Below are 20,066 nucleotides of genomic sequence, written 5' to 3'. Positions count from 1 at the left end.
GTGACGGCGAGGACGTGCCGGGCGCGGTTGACGAAGGTCACGTCTTCGAACCCGACCGCAGCTTGCCGAGGTCGTCCTTGACGGTGTCGATCGGGATGGCGAAGCCGAGGCCGACGCTGCCGGACCCGGAGTCGGCACCGGCCTGCGACGAACTGGGCGAGTACATCGCGGAGTTGATGCCGATGATGTTGCCGTTCATGTCGATGAGGGCGCCGCCGGAGTTGCCGGGGTTCAGCGAGGCGTCGGTCTGCAGCGCCTTGTACGTGGTCTTCGATGACCCGGTGTCGCCGTTGAACTGCCGCCCGTCGAACTCGAACGGCCAGCCGCCCTGCGGGTTCTGCGGCTGCTCCTGGCCGTCGCCCGTGGAGACGGTGACGTCCCGGTCGAGCGCGGAGATGATGCCGCTGGTGACGGTGCCGGTCAGGCCCTCGGGGGAGCCGATGGCGACCACCTCGTCGCCGACCTTGATGTTGTCGGAGTTGCCGAGGGTGGCGGCCTTGAGCCCGGAGGCGTCCTTCAGCTGGAGGAGCGCGAGGTCCTTCTTGCTGTCGGTGCCGACGACCTCGGCGTCGTAGGTCTTGCCGTCGTTCGTCTGCACCTTGATCGACGAGGCGCCCGCGATGACGTGGTTGTTGGTGATGATCTCGCCGTCGCTCTTGGTGATCACACCGGAGCCCGTGGACTTGCCCTGCCCGGTGGTGGCGCTGATCTCGACGATGCTGGGGCTGACCGCCTCGGCGACCCCGGCGACGGTGCCCTTCTTGCTGGTCGGCACGACGTCCGTGCTGGTGGCGGTGGTGCCGCTGTCCCGGTCGGTCAGCGTCTGCACGGCGTACGCGGTGCCGCCGCCGACCGCGGCCGCCGCGATGGCGACGGCGGCGAGCAGGGCCACGGGGCCCTTGGCCCGGCGGCGCCGCGGGGCGGGTGCCTGAGGTTCCTCCGGCGCGAAGGCGGGCGGGGGCGGGTACGCGCCGTGCGCGTAGCCTCCCTGCGTACCGCCGTGGTGCACAGGCGCTGACGACTGCTGCTGGTGGTACTCGCCGCTGGGGCGGAAGGTCTCGGTCATGTCATCGAGACTCTCCGCCGTACATGAGAGTCGGCTGAGTACGTCCTGAGAAGCCCGGCAGAAGTGCGTATGCCCGATATAAAGCCAGGTCGGGGCGCTGTCGCGGAGGGCGCTACCGGCAGCCGCAGGACTGCCGTACGACAAGGCGCGACGGGAACAGCTTCAGCCGCTCGCGCCGGGACCCGGCGACCCGCAGCCCGTCGTCCAGGACGAGATCGACCGCGGCGCGGGCCATCGCGGGCCGGTCGGAGGCGACGGTGGTCAGCGGCGGGTCCGTGAGGCCCGCCTCCTTGACGTCGTCGAAGCCGGCGACGGCCAGCTCGCCCGGCACGTCGATGCGCAGCTCGCGCGCGGCCCGGAGCACGCCGATGGCCTGGTCGTCCGTGGAGCAGAAGATCGCGGTGGGCCGGTCGGGCCGCGCGAGCAGGTCGAGGCCCACCTGGTAGGCGTCGTAGCGGTTGTACGGGGCTTCGAAGAGCCGCCCCTCCGTGGACAGCCCGGCCTCCCGCATCGCGCGCCGCCAGCCCTCGACGTGATCGGAGACGGGGTCGCCGACGGTCGGGGTCTCGGCCGTGCCGCCGACACAGGCGACGTACTCGTGGCCGTGCTCCAGGAGGTGGCGGGTCGCGAGCTGCGCGCCGCCGACGTCGTCCGTGACGACCGCGACGTCGTCGATGGCCTCGGGCCGCTCGTGCAGGAGCACCACGCGCGCGTCCCACGCGTCGATCTCGGCGGCGGCCTGGTCGGTCAGGCCGTGGCTGACGAGGATGAGGCCGGAGACCCGCATGCCGAGGAAGGCGCGCAGATAGTGCGTCTCGCGCTCCTCCACGTAGTCGGAGTTGCCGACGAGGACCATCTTTCCGCGCTCGGACGCGGCCTGTTCGACGGCGTGGGTCATCTCCGCGAAGAAGGGCTGGCGTGCGTCCGGCACGATCATGCCTATGAGGTCCGTGCGCCGCGAGGCCATGGCCTGGGCAACACGGTCGGGCCGGTAGCCCAGCTCCTTGATCGCGGCGAGTACCCGCTCGCGCGTGGCCGGGGCGACCGGCCTGGGTCCGTTGTTGATGACGTAACTGACGACCGCGGTCGAAGTACCCGCAAGTCTTGCCACGTCATCCCGAGTCACCTTGGCCACGCGCGGAGTCTACGCGGATGGAACTACCGCTGGGCAGGGCGTACGGCAGCTTCCTTCGGAGCGGACTTCGCGGCTTCGGGAGCGGGCGCCGTCTTCCGGCCGCCGTTCTCCTCGGGGCGGGGAGTCGCCGCCTTCGCCTGCTCCTCGTCGGCCGCGCGTTCGACCTTCTCGGGGGTGACGAAGCGGTATCCGACATTCCGGACGGTGCCGATCAGCGACTCGTGCTCGACGCCGAGCTTGGCGCGAAGCCGCCGCACGTGGACGTCGACCGTGCGCGTGCCGCCGAAGTAGTCGTAACCCCAGACCTCCTGGAGCAGCTGGGCCCGTGTGAAGACCCGGCCCGGGTGCTGCGCCAGATACTTGAGCAGCTCGAACTCCTTGAAGGTCAGGTCGAGGACCCGGCCCTTCAGCTTCGCGCTGTACGTCGCCTCGTCCACGGAGAGGTCGCCGTTGCGGATCTCCATGGGGGAGTCGTCCGCGGTGATCTGCTGCCGGCCCATCGCGAGCCGCAGACGTGCCTCGACCTCGGCGGGGCCCGCCGTGTCGAGGAGTACGTCGTCGATGCCCCAGTCCGCGGTGACGGCCGCGAGGCCGCCCTCCGTCACGACCAGGACCAGCGGACAGCCGGGCCCCGTGGAGCGGAGCAGCTGGCAGAGGCTGCGCACCTGCGGGAGATCGCGGCGTCCGTCGATGAGGATGACGTCGGCACCGGGGGTGTCGACGAGAGCGGGGCCCTCCGCGGGGGCGACGCGCACGTTGTGAAGGAGCAGGCCGAGAGCGGGGAGCACCTCCGTCGACGGCTGGAGGGCATTGGTGAGGAGCAGCAGAGAGCTCATCGCACCCCACCTGCCCGGGTCGTCCGACTGTCGTGCACGTTTCGCTCGCCCATAACGTCTGGTTCCTCCTCGGTCCCTGCGGAGGGGGTCCCCCCTGCTCATTTAGAGCTTGGGGGCGTTTACGGCACTGCTTCGTACGGTGCTTTCGGGACCCGCGCCCGGAGCCCTGAAAGCACAAAAGGACCCGGGGGCTGCGCTGCCCGGATCCTCTGCCGAGCAGAATAGCCCACATGAGTTCCGGTCCGGCAGGTCAAGCGGCGCGATCTTCTGTGCCTCCGATCACTCGGCGTCAGGGTCGCGTTAAGCAGCGCGCCACGCTTCGTACACATGACGGAGTGGCCATCGAGGCCGCCTACGACCCCGGGCCCGACCCCGCGGGAGAGCTCGCGATCGTCGTCGCGCACGGCTTCTCCGGGGAGCTTTCGCGGCCCCACGTGCGCCGCGTCGCGGGGGTCTTCGCCCAGCGTGCGGCCGTGATCACGTTCTCCTTCCGCGGGCACGGCGGCTCCGGAGGGCGCACCACCGTCGGTGACCGCGAGGTGCTCGACCTGGCCGCGGCGGTGGAGTGGGCGCGCGCGCTCGGGCACGCGCGCGTGGCGACCGTCGGCTTCTCGATGGGCGGCTCCGTCGCCCTCCGTCACGCCGCGTTGCACAGGGGGCGCACGGAAGCGCGGACCGATGCCGTGGTGTCGGTCAGCGCCCCGGCGCGCTGGTTCTACCGGGGGACCGCGCCGATGCGGCGGCTGCACTGGGTGGTCACGCGTCCCGCGGGCCGCGCGGTCGGCCGTTTCGGCCTGAAGACGAGAATCCACCCGCACGAGTGGGACCCCGTGCCCCTTTCGCCGGTCGAGTCCGTTCCGCTCATCGCACCGACGCCCCTGCTGGTCGTGCACGGCGACCGGGATCCGTACTTCCCCGTCGACCATCCGCGGATGCTGGCGGCCGCCGCCGACGGCGGGGCCGAGCTGTGGCTGGAAGAAGGCATGGGGCACGCGGAGCACGCGGCCTCCGACGAACTCGTCGGACGGATCGCCTCCTGGGTCACGGCATCATGGACGTCGGCAACCGCCGAGGAGACATCGGCGAACGCCGACTGAAAGGGGAGTCGCATGGTGAACGGCACCATTCGTTACTGGGCCGCTGCCAAGGCGGCCGCGGGCGTCGCGGAGGAGCCGTACGCCGCGGTGACGCTCGCCGACGCGCTGGAGGCCGCCCGCGAGCGGCACCCCGGTGAGCTCGTCCGGGTCCTGCAGCGCTGCTCCTTCCTCGTCGACGGCGACCCCGTCGGCACCCGAGGGCATGAGACCGTACGGCTGGCCGAGGGCGGCACGGTCGAGGTGCTCCCGCCGTTCGCAGGAGGATGAGCGCCATGTCCAACCAGCCGTACGAGGGGTACGACCCGTATCAGCAGCCGTACCAGCAGCCCTACGCGGAGCCGCAGTACCCCGAGCAACAGCAACAGCAGCAGTACGCGCAGTCCTACCCGGAGCAGCAGTCCTACCCGGAGCAGCAGCCCTACCCCGAGCAGCAGCAGTACGCCCAGCAGCCGTACCCGCAGCAGCAACAGCCTTACTACGCCGAGCCGCAGCAGTACGGCTCGGAGCAGTACACGCAGCAGTGGCAGGGGCAGACCTGGGAGACGTCGGTGCAGCCGCCCGCTGCCGCGGTGGACGTGACGGAGACGGCGTACCTGCCGCCGCAGAGCTCGTACCAGCCGGAGCCTTCCCCCCAGCCGGAGCCGTCCCTTGAGCCCGCAGGCTCCGACGCGCCCTCCTACGGCCCAGCCACCACCACCGGCAACGCCCGCATCACCGACGCCCAGCGCGCCCGTGCCGAGGGCAGGTCGCCGATCATCGAGCCGGGGATGCAGCCCGCCGCGCTGACCGCCCTGCTCGGTCTGCTGCTCGCCGGGGGCGCCGCCGCCGGACAGTACGCGCTGCTCGTACCGCTGGTGATCCTGCAGGCCGTGACCGCCGCGGGATGGTTCAGGCTCAACGGGATGTGGCCCGCGCGCCAGGGCATCGCCCTCGCCTTCCTCGGCGGTGTCGTCGCGGACGCGGCGCTGCTCACCGTGGGCAAGGAGCACGCGCCCGCCGCCATCCTCGGCACCCTCGGCGTCTGGGTCCTGCTCGTCCTCGTCCTGCAGCTGCGCAGTCACGCCGGTGCCGACGAGCGGATGTACGGGCTCATGGCCACCGTCGCCTCCGCCGCGCTCGCGATCATCGCGGCCGGGCACCTCGCGGCCGCGTCCGACGCCGTGACCGTGGGCTGCGCCGCCGTCGCCGCCGCGATCCTCGCCCGCGCGCTGCCGCTGCCCACGCCCGCCTCCGTGGTCGTCGCGCTGCTCGCGGCCGCCGGTGCGGGCGTCGCCGTCGGCGGCATGACGGACTACGGCAGCGAGGGCGCGCTGCTCGCCCTCGGCGCCGGTGTCTGCGCGCTGATCGGGCACCGCGCCGCCTCCTACGACTACCCGTCCCGCTTCGTGCACATGACGGCGGGCGTCGCGCTGCCGCTCGCGGCCGCCGCCCCCGCGGTCTACGTCCTGGGCCGCGCCATCGGCTGACCGCCCGCGCGAGCGAACGCCACGGGCGATCGTCACAGGTGATCGACAGGTCCCCGGCCGAGCTCTTCGGCCGGGGACCTGTTCCTTTAGGCTCGCGGAACGACAGTCGAATCGGGGGACCAAGGTGGGGGAACACCGGACATGAGCAAGCGCGCCGTACGAATACTTCTGATCGTCGTCGTGATCCTCGGGGGACTCTTCGTGGCGGCCGACCGGCTCGCCGTGAGCTTCGCCGAGGGCGAGGCGGCGGACAAGCTGAAGTCCAGCGAGGGGCTGAGCGAGGCGCCCGACGTCTCCATCAAGGGCTTCCCCTTCCTGACCCAGGTCGCGGGCGGCGAGCTCGACGACGTGGAGGTCGGCATCAAGGACTACGACGCCAGGTCGGGCTCGGACTCGATCCGCATCGCCGACCTCACCGCCCACATGAAGGGCGTGAAGTTCTCCGGCGACTACAGCTCCGCGACCGCCGCCACCGCCACGGGCACGGCGCGCGTCTCGTACGACGAGCTCCTGAAGGCCAGCAAGTCCGAGCCCGTCGAGCTGCCGCTCGGCGCCACCGGCAAGGTCGTCGGCCTCTCCGACGGCGGCAACGGCAAGATCAAGGTCGAGGTCGAGGTCAGCAAGGGCGGCGTGAAGCTGCCGAAGCCGGTCCACGTGCTGAGCTCGGTGCGCGTCGAGGGCGACACCATCAAGGTCCACGCCGACCGCATCCCGAAGAAGCTGGAGGTCCTCGGCGTCGCCATCCCGCTCCCCGAGGGCATGGCCCGTGACGTGACGGACTTCGAGCAGAAGATCGACGACCTGCCGGCCGGCATCGAGCTGGAGAAGGTCGAGGCGGCCCCCGACGGCGTGGACATGTCGGTGACGGGCTCGAACGTGAGCCTGACCGGCTGATCCGGGGTTCCCACCCCCGCCTACGTCCGCAGTACGAGACGCAGGCGTCCGGCGGTCGGATGTGACGGGGACGACACCGGGCCCGGGGCCCCGCCGGGGCGGCCCCGGGCTTCAACAATTCTCGGCATGTGGATGATTGCGTCTCACTATGCGGAGCACCGGTGACACGGCCGCCCCTCCGTCCCTACGATCGGACGCATGCAACGACAGGCGGATCTCACGAAGCGGCGGGCAGTGGACCTGTGCCGCGTCGCCGCCATGCTCTGTCGCACCTTCTGACGGGGACCTCACCTCCCCGTTTCCCTCAGGCCTGTTGACGCCTTTCCGGCAGGCCGCCCCGCGCCGTACGTACGCCCGCAGTGCCTCCCCGCACCACCGGCCCGTACCGGCCGCCCCCTCGTGCACCGCAGCACAGCCGCACCGCCGCAACTGCCCCGGAGGAGAGAAGCATGAGCCGCAGCGACGTCCTGGTAGACGCCGACTGGGTCGAGGCCCACATCGAGGACCCGAAGGTCGCCATCGTCGAGGTCGACGAGGACACCTCCGCGTACGACAAGAACCACATCAAGAACGCGATCCGCATCGACTGGACCAAGGACCTGCAGGACCCGGTCCGCCGTGACTTCGTCGACCAGGAGGGCTTCGAGAAGCTCCTGTCGGCCAAGGGCATCGCGAACGACACCACCGTCGTCCTCTACGGCGGCAACAACAACTGGTTCGCCTCGTACGCCTTCTGGTACTTCAAGCTCTACGGCCACCAGGACGTGAAGCTCCTCGACGGCGGCCGCAAGAAGTGGGAGCTCGACTCCCGCGACCTGGTCGACGGCGCCGAGGTGCCGAAGCGTCCCGCCACCGAGTACAAGGCCAAGGCCCAGGACACCTCGATCCGCGCCTTCCGCGACGACGTCGTGGCCGCCATCGGCTCCAAGAACCTGGTCGACGTGCGCTCGCCCGACGAGTTCAGCGGCAAGCTGCTCGCCCCGGCCCACCTCCCGCAGGAGCAGTCGCAGCGTCCGGGCCACGTGCCCAGCGCCCGCAACATCCCGTGGTCGAAGAACGCCAACGACGACGGCACCTTCAAGTCGGACGACGAGCTCAAGGCCCTCTACGAGGACGAGCAGGTCGACCTGGCCAAGGACACCATCGCGTACTGCCGCATCGGTGAGCGTTCGGCCCTGACCTGGTTCGTCCTGCACGAGCTGCTCGGCCAGACCAACGTCAAGAACTACGACGGCTCCTGGACCGAGTACGGCTCGCTCGTCGGCGTGCCGATCGAGCTCGGCGCCAACAAGTAAGCCCCGACCTTCCTTCCCCCTAGGAGTACACATGTGTGGAGCAAAGGCCGGCGGCCCCGACGCTTCGACGATCAAGCCCGGTGAGACCACGATCCAGGGCCAGGTGACCCGCGACGGCGAGCCCGTCACCGGTTACGTGCGCCTGCTCGACTCGACCGGCGAGTTCACCGCCGAGGTCCCGACCTCGGCGACCGGCCAGTTCCGCTTCTACGCCGCCGAGGGCACGTGGACCGTCCGGGCGCTGATCCCCGGCGGCACCGCGGACCGCACGGTCGTCGCCCGGACGGGCGGCCTCGCGGAGGTCGCGATCGCGGTCTGATCCACCGCCGCACCGAGAACGGCTGAAGGGCCGCACCCCAGGGGGTTGGACGCCACTGGACGGGGTGCGGCCCTTCGGCTGTCGCCGCTACCGCTGCCTGCGCTTGCCGCTACTGCTGCCGCCTGCGCTTGCCGTCCAGCTCGTCCCACCACTCGTCGGACTTCGGGTCCCCGCTGGGGTCGTCCCACCAGCGGTCCTCGGGCCCTCGCCGGTTCGCCACCATCGCGGCCAGCGGCGGGATCACCATCGCCACGACGCACATCCCGACGGCGACGGGGACCGACCAGAGCCGTACGACCCCCCAGGCCAGGACGAAGAGACCGACGCAGGTCCCCATCATGGCGAAGTACACATGGCGCCTGCGCGCGTACATACATCCAGCGTACGTCCGGAGGGCCCTCACAGAGAGGGACGGGCGCCGCCCGACTACAGTGGGACCGGCTCTGATACCTGCCCCAACAGCTCACCGAGGAGCACCCCGTGCTTGAGGCCTTCTTCTCCGCCCTGCTGGTTCTTGTCTGCGTCGGCGTTCTCGCCTTCGCCGGGCTCACCGTGAAGAAGCTGTACCAGGGCCAGCGCTGACCACCGTCACCTCCACCACAGATCGCCTGAGCTTCCCATGATCGAGATTCCGTCCGACCTGAACCCCGACCTCGTGCCCCTCGCCTTCCTCCTCGGCAACTGGGCCGGCGCGGGCGTCACCGACTTCCCCGGCGCCGAGAAGGCGAATTTCGGCCAGGAGGTCTCCTTCACGCACGACGGGCGGGACTTCATCGAGTACCGCTCGTACACCTGGGTGCTCGACTCCGAGGGCAACAAGGTGAAGCCCCTGGAGAGCGAGTCCGGCTTCTGGCGCATCGACAAGGACCGCAAGGTCGAGGTCGTGATGGTCCGCGACGACGGCGTCGTCGAGGTCTGGTACGGCGAGCTGGCCGACCAGAAGCCGCAGATCGACCTGGTCACGGACGCCGTCGCGCGCACCGCGGCCTCCGGCCCCTACACCGGTGGCAAGCGCCTCTACGGCTATGTGAAGGGCGACCTGATGTGGGTCGGCGAGAAGCAGACCCCCGAGGTGCCGCTGCGGCCGTACATGTCGGCGCAGCTGAAGAAGGTCGTCACGCCCGAGGAGGTCGCCGACATGGCGCGGAACCTCGGTGATCTGCCGGACGACGGCATCGCCTTCTTCAAGTAGACCTAGACTCTGAGGTGTGGTGAGCACCGACTGGAAGAGCGACCTGCGGCAGCGCGGATACCGCCTGACCCCGCAGCGCCAGCTTGTCCTCGAAGCCGTCGACACCCTTGAGCACGCGACCCCCGACGACATCCTCTGCGAAGTGCGGAAGACGGCGTCGGGGGTCAACATTTCCACGGTCTACCGCACCCTGGAGCTCCTGGAGGAGCTGGGCCTGGTCTCGCACGCCCACCTCGGGCACGGCGCCCCGACGTACCACCTGGCGGACCGGCACCACCACATCCACCTCGTCTGCCGCGACTGCACGGACGTCATCGAGGCCGACACGGAGATCGCGGCGGACTTCACCGCCAAGCTGCGGAAGACCTTCGGCTTCGACACCGACCTGAAGCACTTCGCGATCTTCGGGCAGTGCGAGAAGTGCGGCGGGGAAGCCGGCGGCGGGGCGGACAAGGGCTCCCAGAAATAAAAGCGGCGCCCCGCTGGTCGTAGTCTTTGTGAACATGAAGAGCCCCCTGCTGTCCCTGCCCGGCGCCGTCCCCGCCGAGGGCGTGGACGAAGGCGTCGCCGCCCACTACGGCGAACTGTTCCGCGAGCAGCGCGCCCTCGCCGACGGCACCGGTTTCGTCGACCTCTCGCACCGCGGTGTGGTCACCGTCACCGGCTCCGACCGGCTGAGCTGGCTGCACCTGCTGCTCACCCAGCACGTCAGCGAGCTGCCCGCGAACCAGGCGACCGAAGCGCTGATCCTCTCCGCCAACGGCCACATCGAGCACCACCTCGCCCTCGTCGACGACGGCGAGACCGTCTGGGCACACGTCGAGCCCGGCACCCAGGACGCCCTCATCGCGTACCTGGAGAGCATGAAGTTCTTCTACCGCGTCGAAGTCGCCGACCGCACGGACGAGTTCGCCGTCGTCCATCTGCCCGCGGGATCCATCGCCCCGGCCCCCGAGGGCGTCGCGGTGCGCGAGACGGCCCACGGCCGCGACCTCTTCCTGCCGCGCGCCGACCTGGAGGCGTACGCCGCGGACAACGGCCCCGCGGCAGGACTCCTCGCGTACGAGGCGCTGCGGGTGGAGGCCCACAGGCCGCGGCTCGGCTTCGAGACCGACCACCGCACCATCCCGCACGAGCTGGGCTGGATCGGCACCGCGGTGCACCTGCAGAAGGGCTGCTACCGCGGGCAGGAGACCGTCGCCCGCGTCCAGAACCTGGGCAAGCCGCCGCGCCGCCTGGTCTTCCTGCACCTGGACGGCAGCGAGGTGCACCTGCCGGTCGCGGGCACCCCGGTCCACCTCGCGAGCGAGGGCACCGAGGGCCGCAAGCTGGGGTTCATCACGACCTCCGTACGCCACCACGAGCTGGGCCCGATCGCCCTCGCGCTGGTCAAGCGGAACGTGCCGGTGGACGCGGAGCTGATCGCGGGGGACACCGCGGCGGCCCAGGAGGTCGTGGTCGAGCCGTAGTACGGCGCCGCGTCACTGTTCCAGGAGCGCTGTCACCGCTCCTGGAGCGCTGTCACCGCTCCTGGAGCGCTGTCACCGCTCCTGGAGCGCTGTCACCGCTCCAGGAGCACCGTCACATCTCCAGGAGCACCGTGAACGGGCCGTCGTTGGTCAGCCCCACCCGCATCTGCGCCCCGAAGCGGCCCGTCGCCACCGTCGCGCCCAGGGAGCGCAGTTGGGCGACCACCTCGTCGACCAGGGGTTCGGCGACATCGCCGGGGGCCGCCGCGTTCCAGGTGGGGCGGCGGCCCTTACGGGCGTCTCCGTAGAGCGTGAACTGGCTGATGACCAGGAGCGGCGCGTCGATGTCGCTGCACGACCTCTCGTCGGCCAGCATCCGCAACGACCAGAGCTTGCGGGCCAGTTGGGCCGCCTTCTCCTTGGTGTCGTCGTGCGTGACGCCCACCAGGACGCACAGGCCCTCGCCGTCGATCTCGCCCACCGTCTCGCCGTCGACGGCCACGCTCGCGCCGTCCACCCTCTGCACCACTGCTCGCATACGGTCATCATGCCGTGCCGCGCGGGACGCCCGAATCGGGTCCCCCCACCCCCTCCGGATCCCCCCATCTGGGGCCGATTCCGGGCACTCATTCACATAGCGGCCACTCGGGGTGGCACGATGCTCACACGCGGTGCTCCGCGTCGGCCGGTCGAGGGGACGGGTAGAGCCACATGAGTACACCAAGTACCGGGCAGTCGCCCGGCCGTATCTCGCTGCGCCGCACGCCGGTTCCGCGTCCGCCCGCGCAGCGCACGGGCGAGCAGCGCGCCGCCGAGCGGCTGCTGCCGGACGTGCCCCGGCACGACCTGGCCGCGCTGCGCCTGCCCGAGCTGCGGGAGGTGCGCAGGGCCGCGCAGCAGGACGAGGCCGACCTCAGCTATGTACGGCGCCTTCTGCAGGGGCGCATCGACATCCTGCGGGCCGAGATCGCGCGCCGCAGTCAGCCGCATCCGCCGGCGCCCGAGCCGGAGGCGCCGCTGGTGGCCCGGCTCCCGGAGATCCTCACGGACGCCCCGGCCCGGCACCGCTCATCGGCCCGGCACGTCACGCTCGGCACCCCGCACGGCGAGGAGTACCGCCTGCTCGCCACGGAGATGCTCGCCGAGGTCGAGCTCTCCGACCTGGCGGCGCGCACGGACGATGAGTTGCACACGGCCATGGGCCGCCTCGTGCGGTACGAACAGCAGGTGTCCCGCCGCCGCCAGCTCCTTCAGCGGACCACGGACGACTGCAGCGCGGAGATCGCGCGGCGGTACCGCGAGGGCGAGGCGCAGGTCGACGACCTGCTGACGTGACGTGACGTGACGTGACGTGACGTGACGTGACCTGGCCTGTGGCGGGTGCGGGTGCGGGTGCGGAGGCGGGGCGGAAACCCATGTGCGGGACCGTGCCGCCTCTGCCTAGCGTTCGGGCATGAGCGATGTCGACGTAAGAGCCGTGTCCGACGCCGAGTTGCCCGCCTGGCAGCGGGCCGTCAACACCGGATTCCTCAGGCCCCTCGCCGCCATGTCGGACGAGGCCGTGGCCCACTTCCGGGAGCACGTCGATCTCACCCGCGTCCAGGGCGCCTTCGACCGCGGGCGCTGCGTGGGCACCTTCCGGTCCTTCCCGCAGGAGGTCACCGCGGTGGGCGGCGCCTTCGTCCCCGCGGACGCGATCTCCGGGGTCACCGTCGCCCCCACCCACCGCCGCCGCGGCATCCTGACCCGCATGATGGCCGCCGACCTCGCCGCGGCCAAGGAGCGCGGCGACGTCGTGGCCACGCTCATCTCCGCCGAGTACGCGATCTACGGCCGGTACGGCTTCGGGCCCGCGACCCGGGTCACCGAGTGGGAGGTCGACGTCGCGCGCTCGGGGCTCGACCCGCGCTGGTCGGGGCCCGAGGAGACCGGCGCCCGCATCGACCTCGTGGACGGCGCCGAGGTGCGCAAGCTGGGGCCCGAGCTGCACGAGCGGTTCCGGGCCGCGCGGCACGGCGCGATCGACCGCCCCGAGGAGTGGTGGCTGCGCAACACCGGCGAGCGGGCCAGCCCCGAATATCCGTGGCAGGAGCCCTTCTACGCCTTCTACCGCGACGCCTCGGGCCGCGTCGAAGGGCTGGTCGCGTACAGCACCACGGAGGACCGGTGGGGCGGATCGCGGCTGCCGCAGAACACCCTGACCGTGCTGGGGATGACGGCCGCGACGCCCGCCGCCGAGCGTGCTCTGTGGCACTACCTCTGCGCGATCGACAAGGTCGTCGCGGTCAGGACCGGGTGGCTCGCCCCGGACGACCTGCTCCCCGACCTCCTGCCGGACCCGCGCGCCGCCAAGGTCGTCCGGCACGCGGACTGGCTCTGGGTGCGGATCCTGGATGTCGTACGGGCCCTTGAGTCGCGTACGTACGACGGGGCGGGGTCGCTCGTCCTGGAGGTCCTCGACGGTGCGGGGCTCGCCGGCGGGCGCTATCGCCTCGACGCGTCGTCGCAGGGGGCGTCCTGCGCGCCGACCTCCGAAGCCGCCGATCTCGTCCTGGACGTAAGGGAGTTGGGCGAGCTGTGGCTGGGGGACGCGTCCGTGGCGCGGCTCGTGGCGCTGGGGAGGGTGACGGAGAGGGGTCCGGGCACCGCCGCGGCGGCCGACGCGCTGTTCCGTACGGCGCGGCGGCCGTGGTGCCCGGACCTGTTCTGAGGTGCGCGTGGCGGGCCCCGGCTCCCCCGTAGCCGGGAGCCGGGGCCCGGTTGGTGACGGCTGGCCGGACTCCCGGCTCCCCTCCGGATGGGAGCCCGGTCAGCCCGACCTGTCAGCCCGACTGGGCGAGAAGAAGGACGAGGAGGCCGGCCCCGAGGCCGCTGAGCTTGGTGTTCTTGGCCTTGATTCCGACGGTCAGCAGGACGAAGGCGACGATGCCGAGCGGTCCGTACTTCCACTGGACGAGTTGCTCGAAACCGATGGCGAGGGCGGCGACGGCAAGGGCGATGAGCGGCATGACGTTCCCTCCTTCGGGATCGGGGCGGCGGACCCCGTTGGTCGGTGGCCAACCGGTGGCGGCCAACCCCGGGAGGGTCTGACCATGTCGCCAAAGTTGGCTACCAACTTCAACTGACTTATCTCCGCTGGGAGTCGACTCATAACCACCTTTCCTGCAACTCCCCTAAGATGGCGCGAAGTTGTACTGTTTGGTTGTGAGCACCGAACATGCTGCCGTCAACGGGCGCAAGAGGTCGCAGCGGTCCCACCGCGAAGTCGCCGACGTGCTGCGCGACCGGATCAGGTCCGGTGCGCTGCGTGCGGGTCAGCGCATGCCCACGCAGGCCGAGCTGGCCGACGAGTTCGGTGTGGAGCGCGGGGCGGTGCGCGAGGCGCTGCGCATCCTGCATCGCGAGCATCTGCTGTCCAATGTGTCCAAGGGCAGCCCGGCCACGGTCGCGGAGGCCTCGGAGCGTGCCCTCGCGGGTCCCGGCGCGGTGCGTCCGCAGCCCACGATGGTCGGGCTTGCCCCGCGCATCGCGGCGGCCTTCGACTCGCCGCACGTGGAGATAGACGCGCTCTGCCTCACGTCCATCTCCCTCACCATGGCCATCGGCGAACCGCTGCGGCAGATCCACGCCGGGCAGCGGAAACCGGCCAAGGTCGACGTCCGGGTGCTGCTGCCGAGCCGCGACATAGACCTCGCCTTCCCCGCGCCGGTCGACGGCGGGGACGACGAGGGCAACCAGGTCCACCGGCGCTGGCTCGACCAGCGCAACGCACAGGGGCAGGTGCTGCGCCACAACCTCCTTGCCCTGCGGGCCTCGCACGGCATCGACGTGTCGGTGCAGTTCCGCGCGCTGCCGTTCACGCCGCCGGTGAAGCTGTACCTGATCAACGGCTCGGAGGCGCTCTTCGCGTACTACACGCTCAGCAAGCGGAACGAGGAGATCGGGCAGGCGTCCCTGGAGATGTACGACGCGCAGGGGGCGCAGTCGATGCTCTTCCCGTTCCAGCAGGGGGACGGGCTGCGGGACGCGACGTTCGTGGAGCAGTCCCACCTGTGGTTCAACGCCCTTTGGAACACGATCAGTCAGGACCTGCAGCTGGCGGCGGGCTGAGGCCCGGCCGCCGACTCGGTCAGATGGCCGGGCCCGTCACCATCAGGGCGAGGACGGCGGCGCCGACGGAACTGCACGCGGGGTTCTTCGCCTTGACGCCGATGGTCAGCAGGAGGAGGCCGATGATGCCCATAGGGCCGTACTTCCACTGCACGAGCTGTTCGACGGTGACGGCGACCACGGCGGCGAGGAGGGCTAGGGCGGGCATGGTGGTTCCTCCTTCTGCCATCTTGAGTCAGTTGGCAACCAACTCTGTTTAAGTTGTCCCCACTTGGCGTGAAGGCATAAACAACTCCGCTTCAACTTCCCTGCAACTCCCGCAAGATGGCGGTCAGTTGTATCGTCTGGTCGTGACCCAGGAGAACGTTGCAGTGAACGGCAGCAGAAAGCTCTCACCTCAGGACATCGCCGACACCCTCCGCGACCGCATCCGGGCGGGCGAACTCAAAGCGGGAGACCGTCTGCCGACCCAGGCCGAACTGGCGGAGGAGTTCGGCGTCGAACGCGGCGCCGTACGCCAGGCGATGAAGAAACTCCAGAGCGAAGGCCTCCTGACCAACGTCAGCAAGGGGAGTCCGCCGCGGGTGGCGGAGGCGGGGCCGACGCCGGTGAGCATGGGGCCCCAGCCTTCGATGGTGGCGTTGGCGCCGCGGCTGGCGTCGGCGTTCGCGGAGCAGAACGTGCGGATCGACGTGGTCTCCTTCACGGCGGAGACGCTGATGATCGCACTCGGCGAGCCGGTGCGGCTCATCCACGAGGGGCGGATCAGGCCTGAGTCGATCGAGGTGCGCATCCTGCTGCCCAGCAGCGACATCGAGCTGGCCTTTCCGGTGCCGGTCGAAGGCGACGAGGAGAACAGGGCGCGGCTCCATCAGCGCTGGCTGGCCCAGCGCAACGCCCAGGGCCAGGTGCTGCGCCACAACCTCCGTGCTCTGCGGGCCTCGCACGGCATCGACGTGTCGGTGCAGTTCAGGGCGCTGCCCTTCACCACTCCGGTCAAGCTCTACCTGTTGAACGGCCGCGAGGCACTGCTCGCCTACTACACGCTCGGTCCGCAGGAGCTGATGCTGGACGAGGCCGACGACGGTGCGGACGGGGCAGTGAGCCTCTACGACGTGGGGGGCGTCAAGGCCCCGCTCTTCTCCTTCGAGAAGCGTGGGAACCCCTCGCGCGACGCCGTGTTCGTCGAGGAGTCGCAGAAGTGGTTCGACGCACTCTGGGCAACCATCACGACTGACCTGACACTCTCTTAAATGACATCCGATTCGACGCAGTCTGATGCAACGCGAGCCGAACAAGCGGCAGATGAGATCGCTTCTCTGCGCAAAATGACCGATCGTGCTCGCTTCGTGCTCTTCGACTTCGACGGACCCATTTGCCGCCTCTTCGCCGGTCGCCCGGTGGAGCAGCTGGCGAAGAACCAGGTCGAGTGGCTGGAGGGGCGAGGGCTGCGCGGCCTCCTTACTCCTGACGAGCGTGAGGACCCCGACCCCTACGTCGTCCTGCGCGCCGTCGACCGGCGGCATCCCCACAGCGACCTCGTCGCCGAGCTGGAGGAACGCTTCACCCAGGAGGAGCTGACCGCCGTGTCCTCCGCCTGGCCCACGCCGTACGTCGACCCGCTGATCCGCACCTGGTGGGCGATCGGCGCCCGGCTCGCCGTGACGACCAACAACTCCCCGCGCGCAGTGAGCAGTTACCTCCAGTCCCGCGGCCTTCTGGGGTGCTTCACCCCGCACATCTACGGCCGTACGGAAGACCTCAGACTGCTCAAGCCCGACCCGCACTGCGTGAACCGCGCGGTGCGGGCCATGGGCGCGGACCCGCGGGTCACCCTGATGATCGGCGATGCTCCTTCGGACTTCGTGGCGGCGAGCAGGGCAGGGGTGCGTTTCCTGGGCTACGCGCGTAACCGGCGCAAGGAGCGGCTGCTGCGCACGGCGGGCGCCGAGCAGGTCGTCACCTCCTGGGAGCCCGTGCTGCGAATTCTCCAAGGCGGTTGACAGAAGCAGACGGCGGTCGGACAGCGGGCAGAACCGAAAGGGCCGTCCCCATCACGGCGAATGGCATGCTCGCACGAGCGAGCGCAGATTCGCTCATGGGGAGTTCGGAAGCTGTCACTTGAGTGACAAAGGGCATGGTGTTCCCGGCCGCACCAGTATCCTGCTCCACTCCTTCATCATCGGATCAGTCCAAGGCTGAAAGACGGGCAATGACATCCGAATCGACCTCCGCGGCCCGGGAACGTGCCGCACTGGTGAGTGGTGGTGAGCGGGCCCTTGTCGGACCCCTCAAGGGCTATCACCACGAGACCTACGTCTTTCCCCTGCCGGACGCGCCGTCAGGGGCGGGTCGGTCCCGGTGGAAGTGCCGGGAGCCGCGCAGGAATCTCCTCTGGTTCGACCGGCGCTGCTTCCGTTCCGAGGAGGATCTGGTGCGCGCCCTGTGGGGGCACATCACACGGATTCCGGAAGTCATCGATGTCGGCGAATTCGGTCTCCAGAAGTTCATCGAGGGCCGCACCCTCGGCTCGCGCTTCAAGTTCGGCGATGTCATTCCGGAACGGATGGTCGACCAGATCGTCGAGCTGTTCGAGGAACTCACCGCGGTCGACCCCGAGAAGCTGACCGTGGATCGCCGATGCGTACGGGAGGACCGGCCGCCCGACGGAGACAGCGAAGGCTTCATCGAGCGGCTGATCTGCTTCACCGAAGAGCAGGTCTACGAACGGAACAAGCAGCGATTCGGGGCGCTCTTCCACGCGCTCGGGATCGGTGAACGCTGCTTCGAGAGACTGAGAAGAAACGTCTCGGGGATGACGGAGAGACCCTTCGCGCTGCTCCACGGCGATCTGCACCGGGAGAACTTCATCGTCGACGCGGAGGGCCGGCTCTGGACGATCGACTGGGAGCTGGCCATGGTCGGCGATCCGCTGTACGACCTCGCCACCCATCTCCATCTGATGCGGTACCGCCCCGACCAGGCGGAGGAAGTGACGCGCCGCTGGCGCGAGGCCGTCGAGGACGTCAGGCCCGGCAGCTCCCGGGGGTGGGAGCGCGACCTGCCGATCCTCCTCGACTACAAGAGGGCGCAGTCGGTCTTCACCGATGTCATCCGCGCCGCCCTCACCCTCGACACGCGTCCCGGACTCTTGTGGTGGCCCCTCTTTCACGCGGGCCGGAAGATCCAGGGAGTGCTCGCGAGGGCTCGCGGTGCCCTCGGCCTGGACGAAGTGCCCACCCAATGGCAGGTCATGGAGGCCCTGAGGGGCTGGGCCCGGATGGATGCGGCCGCGGACCGGCGTGCCCGGGACGGGCGGGCGGACTAGCGGGACCGCCACCAGAAGCGGACTAGCGGGACCGCCTCCTGAACAGGACAGCCGAGAGCGCCGCCGATGTGACGAGGATCCCCGCGCACCACGTCAGCGCCACCCACGGCGTGTTCCCCACCGGACCGTTCAGGAGCAGGCCCCTCAGGGACTCGATCACCTGGGTCACCGGCTGGTGGTTCGCGTAGGGGCGGAGCCAGTCCGGCATCTTGTCCGTGGGGACGAAGGCCGTGCTCGGGTAGGGCAGGAAGCTCACGAAGAAGGTGAAGCAGCCCGCCGCTTCCGTGGACTTGGCAAGGAGGCCCACCGTCGCCGAGAGCCAGGACAGGGCGAGGATGAAGGCGATGAGCACGGCGGTCGCCGCCAGCCAGCCCGACAGGGTCGCCGTCGGACGGAAGCCGATCGCGAAGGCCAGGCCGAGGACGAGGGCCGTGGCGACGAGGTTGCGGGCCGTGGAGGCGAGGACGTGGCCCGTCAGGAACGGGACGCCGCCGATGTCCAGCGAGCGGAAGCGGTCGACGATGCCGCCCTTGAGGTCCTCCGTGACGGCGATCGCCGTGTTCGAGGACCCGAAGCCCGCGCAGAGGAGGAGCACCCCGGGGACGACGTAAGTGACGTACTCCGTACCCGTGTTGATCGCTCCGCCGAAGAAGTAGACGAAGATCAGGAGCAGCATCACCGGCAGTGCGAGCGCCGTGATCAGCGCGTCCGTGTTGCGGCGGCTCAGGCGCAGGGAGCGGCCCGTCATCGTCAGCGAGTGGAGGACTGCGGTGGCCTCAGGCATGGGTCGGCTCCTCGGTCGGGCGTGTGCTCGGCGGGCGTGTGCTCGCGGACTTGGTGAGGGTCAGGAAGACGTCGTCCAGGCTTGCCGTGTGGACCTCGAAGCTCGCGATCTCCGTGCGGTGCGGGTCGAGTTCGTCGAGGAGGGCGCGTACGTGGGGCGCGGTGCCGTCCGTCGGGATGCCCAGGGTGAGTGTCTCGGGGGCGCGGTGGACCGCCCTGTGCGTCAGGCGCAGATAGGCGTCGTGCGTGGTGAGCGTGACGTCGAGGCGATGGCCCGCCACGCGTTCCTTGAGCGCGGCCGCCGTGCCCTCCGCCACCACGCGGCCGTCGTTCAACACCGCGATGCGGTCAGCCAGTCGGTCCGCCTCCTCCAGGTGCTGCGTGGTGAGGAAGACCGTCGTGCCGCGCGCCGTGAGCTCGCGGACCACCTCCCACATCCGCCGGCGGCTGCCCGGGTCCAGGCCCGTCGTCGGCTCGTCCAGGAAGATCACCTCGGGGTCGGCGACGAGTCCCGCCGCCAGGTCCACGCGGCGCCGCATGCCCCCCGAGTACGTGGCGACCAGGCGGTCGCCCGCGTCGGCCAGGTCGAAGCGGGCCAGGAGCTCGGTGGCGCGGGCGCGTGCCGCGGGGTGGGACAGGCCCGCCAGGCGCGCCATCATCCGGAGGTTCTCCGCGCCGGTCTGCTTCTCGTCGACCGCCGCGTACTGCCCGGTGAGGCTGAGGGCGCGGCGGGCCTCGCGGCGGTGCGTGCGGATGTCGTGCCCTGCGATGCGTGCCGTGCCCGCGTCCGGCTCGGTCAGCGTGGTGAGGATCCGGACGGTCGTGGTCTTGCCCGCGCCGTTCGGGCCGAGCAGGGCGAAGACGGTTCCGGGCGGGACGTGCAGGTCTATGCCGCGCAGGACCGTGACGTCGCCGTACGACTTGGTCAGGGCTTGGGTCTCGATGGCGGGTGGCATGGGTGCTCCTCAGCTACCGCAACAGCTACTGCGTTAGGTATACGCATTACTGTGTAAGGGTTACGCAGAACTAGGATGTGCGTCAAGCGTGGCTGGGTGGCGCGGTGCGGAACGGGTCGG

25 protein-coding genes are annotated in these 20,066 nt (G+C 70.2%); 16 read left to right on the top strand and 9 right to left on the bottom strand.

What is annotated here, in order from left to right; translation table 11 throughout:
- Window positions 1-37: 37 nt before the first annotated feature.
- The 3 genes from AB0B50_RS41890 to AB0B50_RS41880 form a co-directional block, all read right to left on the bottom strand.
- On the bottom strand, window positions 38-1,066 hold the full coding sequence (locus AB0B50_RS41890) for a trypsin-like peptidase domain-containing protein (protein ID WP_362342434.1): 1,029 nt from the start codon (window positions 1,064-1,066) through the stop codon (window positions 38-40).
- 112 nt (window positions 1,067-1,178) lie between these two features.
- Window positions 1,179-2,201: a LacI family DNA-binding transcriptional regulator gene (locus tag AB0B50_RS41885; RefSeq protein ID WP_362342431.1), complete on the bottom strand. Its 1,023-nt coding sequence runs from the start codon at window positions 2,199-2,201 to the stop codon at window positions 1,179-1,181.
- 23 nt (window positions 2,202-2,224) lie between these two features.
- The gene (locus tag AB0B50_RS41880; protein WP_362342428.1) at window positions 2,225-3,037 is read right to left on the bottom strand and encodes a response regulator transcription factor; all 813 of its coding nucleotides are present in this window, start codon (window positions 3,035-3,037) and stop codon (window positions 2,225-2,227) included.
- Between the two features lie 230 nt (window positions 3,038-3,267).
- Here AB0B50_RS41880 and AB0B50_RS41875 point away from each other — a divergent pair, with 230 nt between their 5' ends.
- The 7 genes from AB0B50_RS41875 to AB0B50_RS41845 all read left to right on the top strand — a co-directional run bounded on the left by AB0B50_RS41875 (window position 3,268) and on the right by AB0B50_RS41845 (window position 8,108).
- Window positions 3,268-4,134: an alpha/beta fold hydrolase gene (locus tag AB0B50_RS41875; protein WP_362342425.1), complete on the top strand. Its 867-nt coding sequence runs from the start codon at window positions 3,268-3,270 to the stop codon at window positions 4,132-4,134.
- Between the two features lie 12 nt (window positions 4,135-4,146).
- Complete coding sequence (locus AB0B50_RS41870) at window positions 4,147-4,401, top strand: MoaD/ThiS family protein (protein ID WP_055700327.1); 255 nt, start codon at window positions 4,147-4,149, stop codon at window positions 4,399-4,401.
- A gap of 5 nt (window positions 4,402-4,406) precedes the next feature.
- The gene (locus AB0B50_RS41865) at window positions 4,407-5,600 is read left to right on the top strand and encodes a hypothetical protein (RefSeq protein WP_362342422.1); all 1,194 of its coding nucleotides are present in this window, start codon (window positions 4,407-4,409) and stop codon (window positions 5,598-5,600) included.
- A gap of 141 nt (window positions 5,601-5,741) precedes the next feature.
- A complete protein-coding gene (locus tag AB0B50_RS41860) occupies window positions 5,742-6,494 on the top strand; it encodes a DUF2993 domain-containing protein (protein ID WP_362342419.1) in 753 nt (250 codons plus the stop codon).
- 198 nt (window positions 6,495-6,692) lie between these two features.
- The gene (locus AB0B50_RS41855) at window positions 6,693-6,773 is read left to right on the top strand and encodes a putative leader peptide (protein WP_351007875.1); all 81 of its coding nucleotides are present in this window, start codon (window positions 6,693-6,695) and stop codon (window positions 6,771-6,773) included.
- 170 nt (window positions 6,774-6,943) lie between these two features.
- Window positions 6,944-7,789: a sulfurtransferase gene (locus AB0B50_RS41850; RefSeq protein WP_362342417.1), complete on the top strand. Its 846-nt coding sequence runs from the start codon at window positions 6,944-6,946 to the stop codon at window positions 7,787-7,789.
- A 31-nt stretch (window positions 7,790-7,820) separates the two neighbouring features.
- A complete protein-coding gene (locus AB0B50_RS41845; RefSeq protein ID WP_062773190.1) occupies window positions 7,821-8,108 on the top strand; it encodes a DUF1416 domain-containing protein in 288 nt (95 codons plus the stop codon).
- A gap of 109 nt (window positions 8,109-8,217) precedes the next feature.
- Here the strand turns inward: AB0B50_RS41845 and AB0B50_RS41840 are convergent, their stop codons facing one another.
- Window positions 8,218-8,481 carry a DUF3099 domain-containing protein gene (locus tag AB0B50_RS41840; protein WP_362342414.1) on the bottom strand — a complete coding sequence of 88 codons (264 nt, stop codon included), beginning with the start codon at window positions 8,479-8,481 and terminating at the stop codon, window positions 8,218-8,220.
- Window positions 8,482-8,727: 246 nt separating this feature from the next.
- On the opposite strand from AB0B50_RS41840, the gene AB0B50_RS41835 reads away from it, so the two are divergent.
- The 3 genes from AB0B50_RS41835 to AB0B50_RS41825 are packed head-to-tail and all read left to right on the top strand — an operon-like array spanning window position 8,728 to window position 10,769.
- On the top strand, window positions 8,728-9,300 hold the full coding sequence (locus AB0B50_RS41835; protein WP_362342411.1) for an FABP family protein: 573 nt from the start codon (window positions 8,728-8,730) through the stop codon (window positions 9,298-9,300).
- A gap of 16 nt (window positions 9,301-9,316) precedes the next feature.
- A complete protein-coding gene (locus AB0B50_RS41830) occupies window positions 9,317-9,769 on the top strand; it encodes a transcriptional repressor (protein WP_362342409.1) in 453 nt (150 codons plus the stop codon).
- Window positions 9,770-9,803: 34 nt separating this feature from the next.
- The gene (locus tag AB0B50_RS41825) at window positions 9,804-10,769 is read left to right on the top strand and encodes a folate-binding protein (RefSeq protein WP_362342406.1); all 966 of its coding nucleotides are present in this window, start codon (window positions 9,804-9,806) and stop codon (window positions 10,767-10,769) included.
- A gap of 112 nt (window positions 10,770-10,881) precedes the next feature.
- Here AB0B50_RS41825 and dtd read toward each other — a convergent pair whose 3' ends face one another.
- Window positions 10,882-11,307: a D-aminoacyl-tRNA deacylase gene (gene dtd / locus AB0B50_RS41820; protein ID WP_362342403.1), complete on the bottom strand. Its 426-nt coding sequence runs from the start codon at window positions 11,305-11,307 to the stop codon at window positions 10,882-10,884.
- A gap of 173 nt (window positions 11,308-11,480) precedes the next feature.
- Between dtd and AB0B50_RS41815 the strand changes: the two genes are divergently transcribed.
- Both AB0B50_RS41815 and AB0B50_RS41810 read left to right on the top strand, forming a co-directional pair.
- On the top strand, window positions 11,481-12,104 hold the full coding sequence (locus tag AB0B50_RS41815; protein WP_362342401.1) for a hypothetical protein: 624 nt from the start codon (window positions 11,481-11,483) through the stop codon (window positions 12,102-12,104).
- Window positions 12,105-12,222: 118 nt separating this feature from the next.
- Window positions 12,223-13,479 carry a GNAT family N-acetyltransferase gene (locus AB0B50_RS41810; RefSeq protein ID WP_362342398.1) on the top strand — a complete coding sequence of 419 codons (1,257 nt, stop codon included), beginning with the start codon at window positions 12,223-12,225 and terminating at the stop codon, window positions 13,477-13,479.
- Window positions 13,480-13,591: 112 nt separating this feature from the next.
- Here AB0B50_RS41810 and AB0B50_RS41805 read toward each other — a convergent pair whose 3' ends face one another.
- The gene (locus AB0B50_RS41805; protein ID WP_362342395.1) at window positions 13,592-13,777 is read right to left on the bottom strand and encodes a hypothetical protein; all 186 of its coding nucleotides are present in this window, start codon (window positions 13,775-13,777) and stop codon (window positions 13,592-13,594) included.
- A gap of 190 nt (window positions 13,778-13,967) precedes the next feature.
- On the opposite strand from AB0B50_RS41805, the gene AB0B50_RS41800 reads away from it, so the two are divergent.
- Complete coding sequence (locus tag AB0B50_RS41800) at window positions 13,968-14,879, top strand: GntR family transcriptional regulator (protein WP_362342392.1); 912 nt, start codon at window positions 13,968-13,970, stop codon at window positions 14,877-14,879.
- Between the two features lie 19 nt (window positions 14,880-14,898).
- Here AB0B50_RS41800 and AB0B50_RS41795 read toward each other — a convergent pair whose 3' ends face one another.
- Window positions 14,899-15,087: a hypothetical protein gene (locus AB0B50_RS41795; RefSeq protein WP_362342389.1), complete on the bottom strand. Its 189-nt coding sequence runs from the start codon at window positions 15,085-15,087 to the stop codon at window positions 14,899-14,901.
- Between the two features lie 136 nt (window positions 15,088-15,223).
- Between AB0B50_RS41795 and AB0B50_RS41790 the strand changes: the two genes are divergently transcribed.
- The 3 genes from AB0B50_RS41790 to AB0B50_RS41780 all read left to right on the top strand — a co-directional run bounded on the left by AB0B50_RS41790 (window position 15,224) and on the right by AB0B50_RS41780 (window position 18,207).
- Window positions 15,224-16,132 (top strand): GntR family transcriptional regulator, encoded by a 909-nt coding sequence (locus AB0B50_RS41790; protein WP_362342516.1) that lies wholly within the window; start codon window positions 15,224-15,226, stop codon window positions 16,130-16,132.
- 75 nt (window positions 16,133-16,207) lie between these two features.
- Window positions 16,208-16,882, top strand: a complete 675-nt coding sequence (locus AB0B50_RS41785) for an HAD family hydrolase (RefSeq protein WP_362342386.1) — start codon at window positions 16,208-16,210, stop codon at window positions 16,880-16,882.
- 209 nt (window positions 16,883-17,091) lie between these two features.
- Window positions 17,092-18,207: a phosphotransferase gene (locus AB0B50_RS41780; RefSeq protein ID WP_362342383.1), complete on the top strand. Its 1,116-nt coding sequence runs from the start codon at window positions 17,092-17,094 to the stop codon at window positions 18,205-18,207.
- Window positions 18,208-18,229: 22 nt separating this feature from the next.
- On the opposite strand, the gene AB0B50_RS41775 is transcribed toward AB0B50_RS41780, so the two are convergent.
- Entirely contained in the window at window positions 18,230-18,991 is a 762-nt protein-coding gene (locus AB0B50_RS41775) for an ABC transporter permease (RefSeq protein WP_362342380.1), read from the bottom strand.
- Window positions 18,984-19,946 (bottom strand): ATP-binding cassette domain-containing protein, encoded by a 963-nt coding sequence (locus AB0B50_RS41770; protein WP_362342377.1) that lies wholly within the window; start codon window positions 19,944-19,946, stop codon window positions 18,984-18,986. The genes AB0B50_RS41775 and AB0B50_RS41770 overlap by 8 nt, the downstream gene beginning before the upstream one ends.
- Window positions 19,947-20,066 lie beyond the last annotated feature (120 nt).

It is taken from the genome of Streptomyces sp. NPDC041068 (genome assembly GCF_040647455.1).
GTDB lineage: Bacteria > Actinomycetota > Actinomycetes > Streptomycetales > Streptomycetaceae > Streptomyces.
This window is presented reverse-complemented; position numbering and strand designations above follow the sequence as displayed.

What these genes read in the sequence shown, in the direction of transcription:
- AB0B50_RS41890 (WP_362342434.1), bottom strand. Translation starts at nt 1,066, where the DNA reads ATGACCGAGACCTTCCGCCCCAGCGGCGAGTACCACCAGCAGCAGTCG.
- AB0B50_RS41880 (WP_362342428.1), bottom strand. Translation starts at nt 3,037, where the DNA reads ATGAGCTCTCTGCTGCTCCTCACCAATGCCCTCCAGCCGTCGACGGAG.
- AB0B50_RS41875 (WP_362342425.1), top strand. Translation starts at nt 3,268, where the DNA reads ATGAGTTCCGGTCCGGCAGGTCAAGCGGCGCGATCTTCTGTGCCTCCG.
- AB0B50_RS41870 (WP_055700327.1), top strand. Translation starts at nt 4,147, where the DNA reads ATGGTGAACGGCACCATTCGTTACTGGGCCGCTGCCAAGGCGGCCGCG.
- AB0B50_RS41865 (WP_362342422.1), top strand. Translation starts at nt 4,407, where the DNA reads ATGTCCAACCAGCCGTACGAGGGGTACGACCCGTATCAGCAGCCGTAC.
- AB0B50_RS41860 (WP_362342419.1), top strand. Translation starts at nt 5,742, where the DNA reads ATGAGCAAGCGCGCCGTACGAATACTTCTGATCGTCGTCGTGATCCTC.
- AB0B50_RS41855 (WP_351007875.1), top strand. Translation starts at nt 6,693, where the DNA reads ATGCAACGACAGGCGGATCTCACGAAGCGGCGGGCAGTGGACCTGTGC.
- AB0B50_RS41850 (WP_362342417.1), top strand. Translation starts at nt 6,944, where the DNA reads ATGAGCCGCAGCGACGTCCTGGTAGACGCCGACTGGGTCGAGGCCCAC.
- AB0B50_RS41845 (WP_062773190.1), top strand. Translation starts at nt 7,821, where the DNA reads ATGTGTGGAGCAAAGGCCGGCGGCCCCGACGCTTCGACGATCAAGCCC.
- AB0B50_RS41840 (WP_362342414.1), bottom strand. Translation starts at nt 8,481, where the DNA reads ATGTACGCGCGCAGGCGCCATGTGTACTTCGCCATGATGGGGACCTGC.
- AB0B50_RS41835 (WP_362342411.1), top strand. Translation starts at nt 8,728, where the DNA reads ATGATCGAGATTCCGTCCGACCTGAACCCCGACCTCGTGCCCCTCGCC.
- AB0B50_RS41825 (WP_362342406.1), top strand. Translation starts at nt 9,804, where the DNA reads ATGAAGAGCCCCCTGCTGTCCCTGCCCGGCGCCGTCCCCGCCGAGGGC.
- dtd (WP_362342403.1), bottom strand. Translation starts at nt 11,307, where the DNA reads ATGCGAGCAGTGGTGCAGAGGGTGGACGGCGCGAGCGTGGCCGTCGAC.
- AB0B50_RS41815 (WP_362342401.1), top strand. Translation starts at nt 11,481, where the DNA reads ATGAGTACACCAAGTACCGGGCAGTCGCCCGGCCGTATCTCGCTGCGC.
- AB0B50_RS41810 (WP_362342398.1), top strand. Translation starts at nt 12,223, where the DNA reads ATGAGCGATGTCGACGTAAGAGCCGTGTCCGACGCCGAGTTGCCCGCC.
- AB0B50_RS41805 (WP_362342395.1), bottom strand. Translation starts at nt 13,777, where the DNA reads ATGCCGCTCATCGCCCTTGCCGTCGCCGCCCTCGCCATCGGTTTCGAG.
- AB0B50_RS41795 (WP_362342389.1), bottom strand. Translation starts at nt 15,087, where the DNA reads ATGCCCGCCCTAGCCCTCCTCGCCGCCGTGGTCGCCGTCACCGTCGAA.
- AB0B50_RS41785 (WP_362342386.1), top strand. Translation starts at nt 16,208, where the DNA reads ATGACCGATCGTGCTCGCTTCGTGCTCTTCGACTTCGACGGACCCATT.
- AB0B50_RS41780 (WP_362342383.1), top strand. Translation starts at nt 17,092, where the DNA reads ATGACATCCGAATCGACCTCCGCGGCCCGGGAACGTGCCGCACTGGTG.
- AB0B50_RS41775 (WP_362342380.1), bottom strand. Translation starts at nt 18,991, where the DNA reads ATGCCTGAGGCCACCGCAGTCCTCCACTCGCTGACGATGACGGGCCGC.
- AB0B50_RS41770 (WP_362342377.1), bottom strand. Translation starts at nt 19,946, where the DNA reads ATGCCACCCGCCATCGAGACCCAAGCCCTGACCAAGTCGTACGGCGAC.